This is a genomic window from Pseudomonas sp. GNP013 (assembly GCF_054343995.1).
This window is the reverse complement of sequence record NZ_JBTGUT010000001.1, coordinates 653084-666009: the sequence shown is the minus strand read 5'-3', so window position 1 is coordinate 666009 and position 12926 is coordinate 653084. Positions and strand designations below refer to the sequence as shown.

8 protein-coding genes are annotated in these 12926 nt (G+C 63.6%); 5 read left to right on the top strand and 3 right to left on the bottom strand.

The genetic code is table 11. The features are described 5' to 3' along the window. The first annotated feature begins 150 nt into the window (after positions 1 to 150). Genes ACXX81_RS03005 through nagE form a run of 5 tightly spaced genes read left to right on the top strand, consistent with a single transcriptional unit; the run spans position 151 to position 7298 of the window. Positions 151 to 909 (top strand): GntR family transcriptional regulator, encoded by a 759-nt coding sequence (locus ACXX81_RS03005; RefSeq protein WP_209984470.1) that lies wholly within the window; start codon positions 151 to 153, stop codon positions 907 to 909. Positions 910 to 919: 10 nt separating this feature from the next. Then, on the top strand, positions 920 to 2026 hold the full coding sequence (nagA, locus tag ACXX81_RS03000) for an N-acetylglucosamine-6-phosphate deacetylase (protein WP_209984475.1): 1107 nt from the start codon (positions 920 to 922) through the stop codon (positions 2024 to 2026). After that, complete coding sequence (locus ACXX81_RS02995) at positions 2007 to 3029, top strand: SIS domain-containing protein (protein ID WP_458571189.1); 1023 nt, start codon at positions 2007 to 2009, stop codon at positions 3027 to 3029. The genes nagA and ACXX81_RS02995 overlap by 20 nt, the downstream gene beginning before the upstream one ends. Positions 3030 to 3058: 29 nt before the next feature. Beyond that, the gene (ptsP, locus tag ACXX81_RS02990; protein ID WP_458572563.1) at positions 3059 to 5572 is read left to right on the top strand and encodes a phosphoenolpyruvate--protein phosphotransferase; all 2514 of its coding nucleotides are present in this window, start codon (positions 3059 to 3061) and stop codon (positions 5570 to 5572) included. 25 nt (positions 5573 to 5597) lie between these two features. Beyond that, complete coding sequence (nagE, locus tag ACXX81_RS02985; RefSeq protein ID WP_458571188.1) at positions 5598 to 7298, top strand: N-acetylglucosamine-specific PTS transporter subunit IIBC; 1701 nt, start codon at positions 5598 to 5600, stop codon at positions 7296 to 7298. A gap of 139 nt (positions 7299 to 7437) precedes the next feature. Here the strand turns inward: nagE and ACXX81_RS02980 are convergent, their stop codons facing one another. The 3 genes from ACXX81_RS02980 to purL form a co-directional block, all read right to left on the bottom strand. Beyond that, complete coding sequence (locus ACXX81_RS02980; protein WP_231423221.1) at positions 7438 to 8376, bottom strand: pectate lyase family protein; 939 nt, start codon at positions 8374 to 8376, stop codon at positions 7438 to 7440. A 209-nt stretch (positions 8377 to 8585) separates the two neighbouring features. After that, the gene (locus tag ACXX81_RS02975; RefSeq protein WP_209984485.1) at positions 8586 to 8897 is read right to left on the bottom strand and encodes a YqfO family protein; all 312 of its coding nucleotides are present in this window, start codon (positions 8895 to 8897) and stop codon (positions 8586 to 8588) included. A 4-nt stretch (positions 8898 to 8901) separates the two neighbouring features. Beyond that, complete coding sequence (gene purL / locus ACXX81_RS02970) at positions 8902 to 12798, bottom strand: phosphoribosylformylglycinamidine synthase (RefSeq protein ID WP_209990499.1); 3897 nt, start codon at positions 12796 to 12798, stop codon at positions 8902 to 8904. Between the last annotated feature and the right edge of the window lie 128 nt (positions 12799 to 12926).

The window sequence follows — 12926 nt, the reverse complement described above, 5'->3', positions numbered from 1 at the left end:
CTCTAATACCACTTGATGCCAGGCCCCAATACAGGGCTCTGAAACCGGTGCCTGCACGGTTTTGGGTGCATTGACATGGTATCTAAGTGGTATTAGTTTCCGGCCAATACCGGGCGACAACATTCCAAATAACGCATCGGACACTCACCCATGAATCCCATCCTGGCCCTGCGCCCTGACGACACGCAATCCACGCCGCTGTACCTGCAACTGGCCCGTAACCTGGAAGCGGCCATCCATGCCGGCGAGTGGAAATCCGAACAGGCCTTGCCCTCCGAACGCGTACTCAGTGAGCAGTTGAGTATCTCGCGGGTCACTGCACGCAAAGCCCTGCAAGTGCTGTTTGCCCAGGGCCTGATCCGCCGCAGTCAGGGTTCCGGCACCTTTATCACGCCGCGCCTGGAACAACCGCTGTCGCGCCTCTCGGGCTTCAGCGAAATGCTGCGCCTCAAGGGCTTTGTGCCCAGCTCGCACTGGCTGGAGCGCGAGGTCACCCCGCCAACGCACGAAGAGCTGATCCGCCTCGCCCTGTCACCCACCGACAAGGTCGCGCGCCTCAAGCGTTTGCGCAAAGCCGATGACACGGTCATGGCCATCGAGATGACTACCCTCCCCGCCTCGGTGCTGCCACAGCCACACACCTTGGGCAACTCGCTCTACGAATACCTGGAAGGCATCGGCAAGCCCATCGTGCGCGCCCTGCAGCATGTGCAGGCAATCAATGCGTCGGACGAGTTCGCCGCCCTCGTGGGCATCGCCCCCGGCACCGCCATGCTGCTGATGTCGCGGGTTGGCTACACCGCCGACAACACGCCGATTGAGATCACCGACACCTACTGCCGCAACGACTACTACGACTTTGTCGCAGAGCTGCGCCGTCATGACTACTCCGCTGAACTGCGACTCTAGAGAACTGCCCATGTCCGAAGACAACATCCTCACACCCCAGGGCTGGATTCGCGGCCGCCTGGTGCACGAAAACGGCCGGGTGAGCGCCATCGAAGGCACGCCCTGTGACCCCGCCGACAATGACCTGCCTTACCTGCTGCCGGGCTTTATCGACCTGCATGTGCACGGCGGCGGCGGGGCCGACATCATGGAAGGTGCAAGCGCCTTCGAGACCATCACCCGCACCCACGTGCGCTTTGGCACCACCTCACTGCTGGCCACCACCATGACCGCGCCGGTGGAGGAGATTTCCCGCGTACTCGGCCAGCTCGGCACCTTCTGCGAGCAACGCCCCACCGGCAGCGCGCGGGTGCTCGGTGTACACCTGGAAGGGCCCTACATCAACCCGGGCAAACTCGGCGCCCAGCCCAACTTCGCCCACACCGCCTTGATCGCCGAAGTGGAGGCCTACCTCGCCCTGGCGCCGATCCGCGTGATCACCATCGCGCCGGAAATCGCCGGCCACGCAGCGTTGATCCGCGCGCTCAGCGAACGCGGCGTGCGCATGCAGATCGGCCACACCCTGGGCAGCTATGAAGAAGGCGTGGCCGCCCTCGAAGCCGGCGCCACCAGCTTCACCCATTTGTACAACGCCATGAGCCCGTTGCATCACCGTGAACCCGGCATCGTCGGCGCCGCTCTGGCCCACGCCCAATACGCCGAGCTGATCCCCGACCTGCTGCACGTGCACCCCGGCGCCATGCGCGTGGCCCTGCGTTCGATCCCGTGCCTGTACTGCGTGACCGACTCCACCGCCGCCGCCGGCATGCCCGACGGCGAATACAAGCTGGGCAGCCACACCGTGACCAAATGCCTGGGCGGCGTGCGCCTGGCCGACGGCACCCTGGCCGGCAGCACGCTGACCATGGATCAGGCGCTGCGCAACCTGGTGAAAATCGGCCTGCCCATCAGCGAAGCCTCACAACGCCTGTCGCAATTTCCGGCGGACTACCTGGGCCTGCAGGCGCGCGGCCGCCTGCAACCCGGCAGCTTTGCCGACTGCGTGCGCCTGGACCGCGCCCTGACCCTCACCGACGTAATGGTCGAAGGAGAAACCATTGACTTCAAAAATGCTTGAAGAGGCCCTGGCCTCCGCTGATGCCGTCGCCGCGCAACTGCAACGCCTCGGCGTGCCACTGGAGAACATCGCCGAGCGCCTGCGCCGCCAGCCGCCGCAGGTGGCGCTGACCATCGCCCGCGGCAGTTCCGACCATGCCGCCAGCTACTTCGCCTACCTCGCCATGCAGCATGTGGGCATCCCGGTGGCGTCGCTGCCAATGTCGGTGGTGACCCTGTTGCAGGCGCCGTTGCAGGTCAGCGGCCAGGTGGCGTTCGGTTTCTCGCAGTCGGGGCAGAGCCCGGACCTGGTCGACAGCCTGCGCCTGCTGCGCAAGCGCGCGGCCTTGAGTATCTCGCTGGTCAACGCCGAGGACTCGCCGCTGGAAGCCGCCTGCGAATTCCACGTGCCACTGTGCGCCGGGCCGGAACTCAGCGTGGCGGCGACCAAAAGCTTTATCGCCACCCTCAGCGCCAGCGCGCAGTTGGTCGGGCACTGGAGCCAGGAAGCCGATTTGCTGCGATCCTGCCGCGCCCTGCCCGACGAGCTGCGTGCCGCCGCGAAGCAGGATTGGACACTCGCCATCGACGCCCTCAAAGGCAGCCAGCGCCTGATGGTGATTGGCCGTGGCGCCGGTTTTGCCATCGCCCAGGAAGCTGCGCTCAAGCTCAAGGAAACCTCGGCGATCCAGGCCGAAGCCTTCAGCAGCGCCGAAGTGCGCCACGGCCCGATGGCCCTGATCGACGAAAACTACCCGCTGCTGGTATTCGCCCCGCGCGGTGCCGAGCAGGCCGGCCTGTTGAGCCTGGCCGCCGATATGCGCCAGCGCGGCGCCCGCGTGTTGCTGGCCGCGCCGGACGATATCGCCGAACGCGACCTGACCCTGAGCCGCGCCGAGCACCCGAGCCTCGATCCGATCCTGGCCATCCAGAGTTTCTACGTGATGGCCGCAGGTCTCGCTGAAGCCCGGGGCATGGACCCGGACCAGCCGCGCCACCTGAGCAAAGTCACCCGCACTCACTGAGTGGTGTTTTCCTGATGAGTACCGTGCCCATGTCCAACAACAATAATGTATTGACCCTCAGCGCTCCCCTCAGCGGGCCGCTGCTGGCCCTGGGCGACGTCCCCGACGACGTGTTCGCCAGCGGCGCCATGGGCGACGGTATTGCCATCGACCCGTTGAATGACTGCCTGCATGCGCCGTGCGACGGTGTGATCATCCATGTCGCCCGCACCGGGCATGCATTGACGATTCGCGCTGCAAACGGCGCCGAACTGCTGATGCACCTGGGCATCGACACCGTGGAGCTGGGTGGCGAAGGCTTTGAGCTGCTGGTCGAGCACGGTGCGCAGGTGAGCAACGGGCAGGCACTGGTGCGCTTTGACCTGGACCGCATCGCGCGGCGGTGCAAGAGCCTGGTGAGCCCGATCATTCTGACCAACAGCGAACGCTTTGAACTGACGCCTCGGTCATTGAAAACCGTGAAAGTCGGCGAGCCGTTGATGCAGGTCACCGTGCGTTCAGCCGCCTGCGTTCAAACCGCTGTGGATAACTCAACGGTCGAGGCCAGCGCCCGTGTGCGCGTTACTCACCGTGGTGGTTTGCACGCACGTCCGGCTGCGCTGATCCGCAAAACCGCCCAGGGCTTCAGCAGCCAGGCACAGTTGCACTTCGCGGGTAAATCGGCGGCATGCGACAGCCTGATTGGCCTGATGGGCTTGGGCATTGGCGAGGGCGATGAAGTACGCGTCAGCTGTCGCGGCAACGACGCCGACGCGGCGTTGCAGGCATTGGTGGCCGCCCTGTCCGTGACAATCAGCGAAGCCCATCAGCCCCCGGCCGTTACCGCTGCGCCACCTCGAGTCCGCGTCGAAGCCGACGTGCTGCAAGGCGTGTGCGCTGCGCCCGGCCTGGTGTGCGGACCGTTGATCCGTCTCAGCGGCGTTGAGCTGCCAGCCGATACCGGCGGCCATCGCGTCGATGAACAACTCGAACGCCTGGACGCGGCGCTGGAACAGGTGCGCGGCGAAATCCGCGACACGCTGGCGCACGCTCGGCAGCGCAAAAACGCCGAGGAAGAAGACATCTTCGCCGCCCACCAGGCCCTGCTGGAAGACCCGGCGCTGCTTGACGCGGCCACCGCGTCCATCGAACACGGCAGCGCCGCCACCCACGCCTGGCGCGATGCGATCCAGGCCCAATGCGCGGTGTTGCTGGCGCTGGGCAAGCCGCTGTTCGCCGAACGCGCCAACGACCTGCGTGACCTGCAACAACGCGTGTTGCGCGCCTTGCTCGGTGACGCCTGGCATGTCGAATTGCCGGCGGGTGCGATTGTCAGCGCCCATGAGCTGACACCGTCCGACCTGCTGCAACTGAGCGCGCAAAACGCCGTCGGCATCTGCATGGCCGAAGGTGGCGCGACGTCCCACGTGGCGATCCTGGCCCGGGGTCAGGGCTTGCCCTGCGTGGTGGCGTTGGGCACCGAACTCCTGGATGTGCCGCAGGGCCAGCGTGTGGTCCTGGACGCGGCCAATGGTCGCCTGGAACTGGCGCCCAGCGACGCCCGGCACGCCCAAGTGCACCAGATTCTCGACGCGCAGAAGCTGCGCCGCCAGCAGCAACAGACCCAGGCCCAATTACCCGCACACACCACCGACGGCGTGAGCGTTGAAGTCGCTGCCAATGTCGCCTCCAGCGCCGAAGCCGAGGTGGCCTTTGAAAACGGCGCCGACGGCGTCGGCCTGTTGCGTACCGAATTCCTCTTCGTCGACCGTCGCACCGCGCCCGATGAACAGGAGCAACGTCAGGCCTATCAAGCCGTACTGGATGCCATGGGCGATAAGTCGGTGATCATCCGCACTATCGATGTGGGCGGCGACAAGCAACTGGACTACCTGCCGTTGCCCGCCGAGGCCAACCCGGTGTTGGGCCTGCGCGGTATTCGCCTGGCCCAGGTGCGCCCCGATGTGCTCGACCAGCAACTGCGCGCGCTGCTGCAAGTAGCGCCGCTCGAACGCTGCCGCATCCTGCTGCCGATGGTCAGCGAGGTGGATGAACTGCTGCAGATCCGCCAGCGCCTGGATCAACTATGCGCCGAGCTGGAACTGACCCGGCGTCCGGAACTGGGCGTGATGATCGAAGTGCCCGCCGCTGCACTGATGGCCGAGCAGCTCGCGCTGTATGCAGACTTTTTGTCCATCGGCACCAATGACCTGTCCCAGTACACCCTGGCCATGGACCGCGATCACGCCGGTCTGGCGGCGCGGGTCGATGCGTTGCACCCGGCGCTGCTGCGGCTGATTGCCCAGACCTGCGCGGGGGCGGCGAAACATGGGCGTTGGGTTGGCGTATGTGGCGCCCTGGCCTGCGACCCAATGGCCACGCCGGTGCTGATCGGCCTGGGCGTCAGCGAGCTGTCGGTGAGCCCGCTGCAGATCGGCGAAATCAAGGACCGCGTCCGCCACCTGGATGCGGCGCACTGCCGGCAACTGAGCCAGGGCCTGCTCGACCTGAGCAGCGCCCGAGCCGTTCGCCAGGCCTGTCAACACCACTGGCCGCTGAGCTGATAACAACAACAAAAGGAGACACGCCATGTATCAACATTTCATCGAAGGCCTGCAACGCCTGGGCCGCGCCTTGATGCTGCCGATCGCGATTCTGCCGATTGCCGGCCTGCTGCTGCGCCTGGGCGATACCGACCTTTTGAACATCGCGGTGATGCACGACGCCGGGCAAGCGATCTTCGCCAACCTGGCATTGATCTTCGCCATCGGCATTGCCGTGGGTTTTGCCCGCGACAACAACGGCACGGCAGGTCTGGCCGGTGCGATTGGTTACCTGGTGATGATCTCCACTCTCAAGGTGATGGACACCACCATCAACATGGGCATGCTCGCCGGTATCGCCAGTGGCTTGATGGCAGGCGGACTGTATAACCGCTTCAAGGACATCAAGTTGCCGGAGTACCTCGCCTTTTTTGGCGGGCGACGGTTTGTGCCGATTGTCACCGGGTTCAGCGCGGTTGGCCTTGGCGTGATTTTTGGGCTGATCTGGCCGCCGATCCAACAGGGCATCAACAGCTTCGGCGCGTTGCTGATGGACAGCGGCAGCCTCGGCGCCTTCGTGTTTGGTGTGTTCAACCGGCTGCTGATCGTCACCGGCCTGCACCATATCCTCAACAACATGGCCTGGTTTGTGTTTGGCACCTTTACCGACCCGGTCACCGGCGCGGTCGTCACCGGTGACCTGACCCGTTACTTCGCCGGCGACCCCAAAGGCGGCCAGTTCATGACCGGCATGTTCCCGGTGATGCTGTTCGGCCTGCCTGCCGCGTGTCTGGCGATGTACCGCAACGCGCTGCCGGAACGGCGCAAAGTGATGGGCGGGATTTTCCTGTCGATGGCGCTGACCTCGTTCCTGACCGGCGTGACGGAGCCGATCGAGTTCGCATTCATGTTTCTGGCGCCGTTCCTGTACCTGATCCACGCGGTGCTGACCGGCCTGTCGATGGCCGTGACCAACCTGCTGAATATCCACCTCGGGTTTACCTTCTCCGGAGGGTTTATCGACATGGTGCTGGGTTGGGGCAAGTCCACCAATGGCTGGCTGATATTCCCGGTTGGCCTGGCCTACGCGTTGATTTACTACAGCGTGTTCAGCTACTGCATTCGCCGTTTCAACCTGAAGACACCGGGCCGGGAAGATATCCAGGTGGCGCAGGCTGAGGTGATGAACGACAACCAGCGTGCCACGGCTTATATCCGCGCGCTGGGCGGTGCGGACAATCTGCTGAGTGTGGGCGCCTGCACCACGCGGTTGCGCCTGGACATGGTCGATCGCAACAAGGCAGTGGATGCGGAGTTGAAAGCGCTGGGCGCCATGGCGGTGGTGCGGCCGGGTAATGGCGGGAGTTTGCAGGTGGTGGTCGGGCCGCTGGCCGACAGCATTGCTGATGAAATTCGCCTGGCGATGCCGTCGTTTGTTGCCAGTGCGCCGGTTGCGCCTGTGGATAAACCAGCGGCGGTGAATGTGCAGGAGGCCGAGAAATGGCTGAGTGCACTGGGCGGACGAGCCAATGTGCAGCAGTTGGAGGCTGTGGCAATGACGCGGTTACGGGTGGAATTGGGAGATGACTCGGGGTTGTCCGAAACGGCCCTGACCGCGCTGGGTTGTCAGGGTGTTAGCCGGCTGGAAAGCGGTGTCTGGCACTTGTTGATTGGCGACAAGGCCCTGGGCCTGGGTGAAGCGCTGGAGCGGTTGGTCGGTGACCGTGAGGTCGGCGCCAGGGTTTAGAAGCACAGTGGTTCCATTGGCCCCAATCGGGAGCAAGCCCCCTCCCACATTTGAACGTATTCACATAGTCAAAATGTGGGGGCTTGCTCCCGATTGGGCCTGACAGGCGCCCGAGAATCAGACACCTGTCACCCGGGCCTTAGCCACCAAAGACCAGATTGGCCGACTGAGCCCCCGCGTTTTTCACCGTAAAGTCCTTGGCTTGCACGGCGGTCTTCAATGCGTAGTCATAGTTGGAATTGGCCGTCCACTGCGCCTTCGGCGACTTCTGGTTAGTGATCGCAGGCACGCTGCCGATATCGGTGAAGGTGCCGTTGCCTTTGTCGTCCAACATGCCGTTGCTGGCGCTGCCCTCACCAAAGTGGTTGTACTCGGAAAGAATGTTGGCGTTTTGCGCCAGGGTAAAGCCCAGGTGGAACTTGTTGATGTAGTTGTTATAGACATGGAAGTAGCCATAGCGCATCAGCCCCGGTGCGCGCACTTCCAGATTGTCGAAGCGGTTATGGCAGATCGTCAGCCGTGGAAAACCGTTGAACGCCGTGTTGTTGTCATCGCTCGGGTGGCCGAGGATCAAGCCGTACTTGTGGTTACCAAAGAAGCAGTTGCTGATGGTCGCGTAGTCGGCCTTGTCACCCATGTAGAGCAACTTGTCGAGGCTGCCGTCGTTGACGGACCAGGTGTGACCGACGAAAGAGCAATGGTCGATCCAGTACTTGCTGCCGTGGTTGAGGTACAGCTGGATGTCGTCGTTGTCTTTGATGCCAGCCGAGTGCTGGAAAACGATGTTCTGGAAAATGATGTTTTGCGACGCTGAGGTTGCCCGCAGGTGGATGTTGGTGAGGGTGCGGTTCTGGAACGAGCCCACCAGGGTCTTGTTGGAGCCCAGGTTCACTTTGGTCAGGCTGGAAGCCGAAAGGTTGCTGTTGATCACCAGCACGCGAGGGGTCGCGTCGCCGATATTGGCCTTGAGTTGATCCAGGTTGGTAATGCTGACCACGGGACCTGCCCAGCCGCCGGTAACCTTGGCAGCCTTGGCAAAGCCTGTGATGCCGTTGAGTTTGCTTTCTGGATAAGACATGTGAGTTCCCTCTCTAAAGAAACATGACCGTCCTGGTCATGGGTACAAATACTGTACATGCAAACAGTGCTTTATAAATTTATTATCGTCAACCCCTATTCAAATCCAGGGTGTCCGGGACACCGCCTTCGCGAGCAAGTTTCAACCGACGATAAAAAACCCGCTGACCAAACCGGCCCAGCGGGTTTCCTGTTTTTACAGCCGTCGAATCAAAAATCCGCCAACTGCCACACCTCATAAGCCGGTGTTTCATACGGGTGGCTCAGCTTCAAAGCAGCCACAACAGCCATAATCAACGCATCCGCCACCACCAGCTCAACCTTCCATTCTTCAACCACTTCAACCTGACCCACCTGCCCAAGATACGGCTGGCTGCCGTCCAATGCGCGAAACTGGCCCTGGCCCGGCACTTGCCAGGCGCAGCTGTCGTAGTTGCCGATGCGCCCGCCGCCGGCGGCGAAGACGGCGGTTTTCACCGTCTCCACATGGCTTGCGGGTACAAAGAAGGCGAGCTTGTACACCGCCTCAGTTCACCCACACGCGGGCGTTGCGGAACATGCGCATCCAGCCGCCGTCTTCGTCCCACTCTTCCGGGCGCCACGAGTTCTGCACGGCGCGGAACACGCGCTCCGGGTGCGGCATCATGATGGTCACGCGGCCGTCGCGGCTGGTGAGGCCGGTGATCCCGCGCGGCGAGCCGTTTGGGTTGGCCGGGTAGCCTTCGGTGACCTTGCCGTGGTTGTCGACGAAACGCAGGGCCACGGTGCCGGACAGGTCGGCTTCGAGCAGCGCTTCTTCGCTGGCGAACTCCGCGTGGCCTTCACCGTGGGCGATGGCGATCGGCATGCGCGAACCGGCCATGCCCTGCAGGAAGATCGAGTTGGACTCCTGCACCTGCACCATGGCAACGCGCGCTTCGAACTGCTCGGAGCGGTTGCGCACAAAGTGTGGCCAGAACTCGCTGCCGGGGATCAGTTCGCTGAGGTTGGACATCATCTGGCAACCGTTGCATACGCCCAGCGTGAAGCTGTCGTTGCGCTCGAAGAAGCCCTGGAACGCATCGCGGGCGCGGCTGTTGAACAGCGCCGACTTGGCCCAGCCTTCGCCGGCCCCCAGCACGTCGCCGTAGGAGAAACCGCCACAGGCGACCAGGCCTTTGAACTCATTGAGGTCAACGCGACCGGCGAGGATGTCGCTCATGTGCACGTCAATCGCATTGAAGCCGGCACGGTCGAACGCGGCCGCCATTTCCACCTGGCCGTTGACACCCTGCTCACGCAGCACGGCAACCTGTGGCCGGATGCCTTTCTTGATGTAGGGCGCGGCCACGTCCTGGTTGACGTCGAAGCTGAGCATGGTGCTCAGGCCCGGGTTGTCTTCTTCCAGGATCGCGTCGAATTCCTGCTCGGCGCAATCGGCGTTATCACGCAGGCGCTGGATCTGGTAGCTGGTCTCGGACCATTGGCGTTGCAGCAGGCGGCGCTGGCCGGAGAACACGGTGTCGCCGTTGAACGAGATGTTGATCTCACCGTTGTTGATTGGCTGGCCGATGACGGCCACGCAGTCATCCAGGCCGGCGGCGCTGAATTGGGCGAGTACGTCCGGGGTCGCGTCCTGGCGTACCTGGATCACGGCGCCCAGCTCTTCGTTGAACAGGATGCCGTTGATTTCAGAGGCATCCTCGGCAACGCTGTCGAGCACGATGTTCAGACCGCAGTGACCGGCAAAGGCCATTTCCACAACGCTGGTGAGCAGGCCACCATCGGAACGGTCGTGATAAGCCAGCAGGTGGCCGTCGGCGTTGAGGCCCTGGATCACGGCGAAGAAGGCCTTGAGGTCCTCTGCGTCGTCGACGTCCGGCGCCTGCTTGCCGAGCTTGCCGTGGGTCTGCGCAAGGATTGAGGCGCCCATGCGGTTCTGCCCACGGCCGAGGTCGATCAGGATCAGGTCGGTGGTGCCCTTGTCCATGCGCAGTTGCGGGGTAAGGGTCTGGCGGATATCGGTGACCGGGGCAAAACCGGTGACGATCAGCGACAGCGGCGAGGTGACGCTCTTGTCGGTGCCGTCCTCGTTCCAGCGGGTGGCCATGGACATGGAGTCCTTGCCCACCGGAATGGTGATGCCCAGCTCCGGGCACAGCTCCATGCCCACGGCCTTGACGGTGTCGTAGAGGCGCGCGTCTTCACCGGGATGGCCGGCGGCCGACATCCAGTTGGCCGACAGTTTGATATCGGACAATTTACCGATGCGCGAAGCTGCGATGTTGGTGAGGGTTTCACCAATCGCCATGCGGCCCGACGCCGGAGCGTCCAGCAGGGCCAGCGGCGTGCGCTCGCCCATGGCCATGGCTTCACCGGTATAGACGTCGAAGCTGGTGGCGGTGACGGCAACGTCGGCCACCGGCACCTGCCACGGGCCGACCATCTGGTCACGGGCCACGAGGCCGGTGATGGTACGGTCGCCAATGGTGATCAGAAAGCTTTTGCTGGCCACGGCCGGGTGGTGCAGCACGCGCTCGATGCTGTCGGCCAGCTCCAGCGCGCGCGGGTCGAAATCATCGCCCAGCTCGGCTTCACGAACCGCCGAACGGTGCATGCGCGGGGCCTTGCCCAGCAGCACTTCGAGCGGCATGTCCACCGGGCTGTTGCCGAAGTGGCTGTCGGTCACGGTCAGTTGCGGCTCGGCCGTGGCCTCGCCGACCACGGCAAACGGGCAACGCTCGCGTTCGCAGATAGCCTGGAAGCGCGCGAAATCTTCAGGGCCGACGGCGAGTACGTAGCGCTCCTGGGATTCGTTGCTCCAGATTTCGTGCGGGGCCATGCCCGGCTCGTCATTTGGAATGTTGCGCAGTTCGAAACGGCCGCCCCGCTCGCCATCGTTGACCAGTTCCGGGAAGGCGTTGGACAAGCCACCGGCGCCCACGTCGTGGATAAAGCTGATCGGGTTCTTGTCGCCCAACTGCCAGCAACGGTCGATGACTTCCTGGCAGCGACGTTCCATCTCCGGGTTTTCGCGCTGTACGGAAGCGAAGTCCAGGTCCGCCGAGCTGGTGCCGGTGGCCATGGAGGAAGCTGCACCGCCGCCCAGGCCGATCAGCATCGCCGGGCCGCCGAGCACGATCAGCTTGGAGCCGACCAGAATCTCGCCTTTCTTGACGTGTTCTTCACGGATGTTGCCCATGCCGCCGGCCAGCATGATCGGCTTGTGGTAGCCGCGCACTTCATCGCCACGCGGGGTGGTGATGGACTGTTCGAAGGTGCGGAAATAACCGGTGAGCGCCGGGCGCCCGAATTCGTTGTTGAACGCGGCGCCGCCCAGCGGGCCTTCGATCATGATGTCCAGCGCGGTGACGATGCGCTCAGGCTTGCCGTAGGGCACTTCCCAGGGCTGTTCGAAGCCCGGGATCTGCAGGTTGGACACGGTAAAACCGGTGAGGCCCGCCTTGGGCTTGGCGCCACGGCCGGTGGCGCCTTCGTCGCGGATTTCGCCGCCCGAACCGGTGGCGGCGCCCGGGAACGGGGCAATCGCGGTCGGGTGGTTGTGGGTCTCGACCTTCATCAGGATGTGCACCGGTTCCTGCACCGCGCCGTACTGGCGGGTCTCAGGGTCCGGGAAGAAGCGACCGGCGACCGAGCCGACGATCACCGAGGCGTTGTCCTTGTACGCCGACAGCACACCTTCGCTGTGCATCACGTAGGTGTTCTTGATCATGCCGAACAGGCTTTTTTCCTGGCTCTGGCCGTCAATGTCCCAACTGGCGTTGAAGATCTTGTGACGGCAATGCTCGGAGTTGGCCTGGGCGAACATCATCAGTTCGATGTCGTGGGGGTTGCGCTGCAGGCCGTTGAAGGCGTCGACCAGGTAGTCGATCTCATCTTCGGCGAGCGCCAGGCCCAGTTCGGTGTTGGCTTTCTCGAGGGCGGCGCGGCCACCGCCGAGCACGTCAATCGCGGTGAGCGGCTTGGGCTCGGCGTGGCTGAACAGGCCGGCGGCCTGTTCCAGCTGGCTGACGATGATCTGGGTCATGCGGTCGTGCAGGCTGCTGGCAATCAGCTCGGCTTCGGCGTCGCTGAACTGCCCGGCGACGTAGAAGGCGATGCCGCGTTCCAGGCGCTGGATCTTGTCCAGGCCACAGTTGCGGGCGATGTCGCTGGCCTTGCTCGACCAGGGCGAGATGGTGCCGAACCGTGGCAGAACCAGGAACAAGCGCCCGGCGGGCTCTTGAACGGGAACGCTGGGACCGTACTTCAGAAGGCGTGCCAGCACTTGCTGTTCGTCGGCGGTCAAGACGCCGTTAACGTCGGCGAAATGAGCAAATTCAGCATACAGGCCTGTAACCGCTGGAACCTTCTGGCTCAGTTGCTCAAGGAGTTTGCTGTGGCGAAAGGCAGAAAGGGCAGGAGCGCCGCGCAGGATCAACATCTTCGGGACAGCCTCGGGAAGGGGGTGTGCTTTGAGGCCGTGCATTCTAGCGTAAACCTTCGCCAACGGCACCCGAAACGGCACCGCTGGCCGCCGCCGAACGTCAGTTGGCCGTGATTGCACCCTAT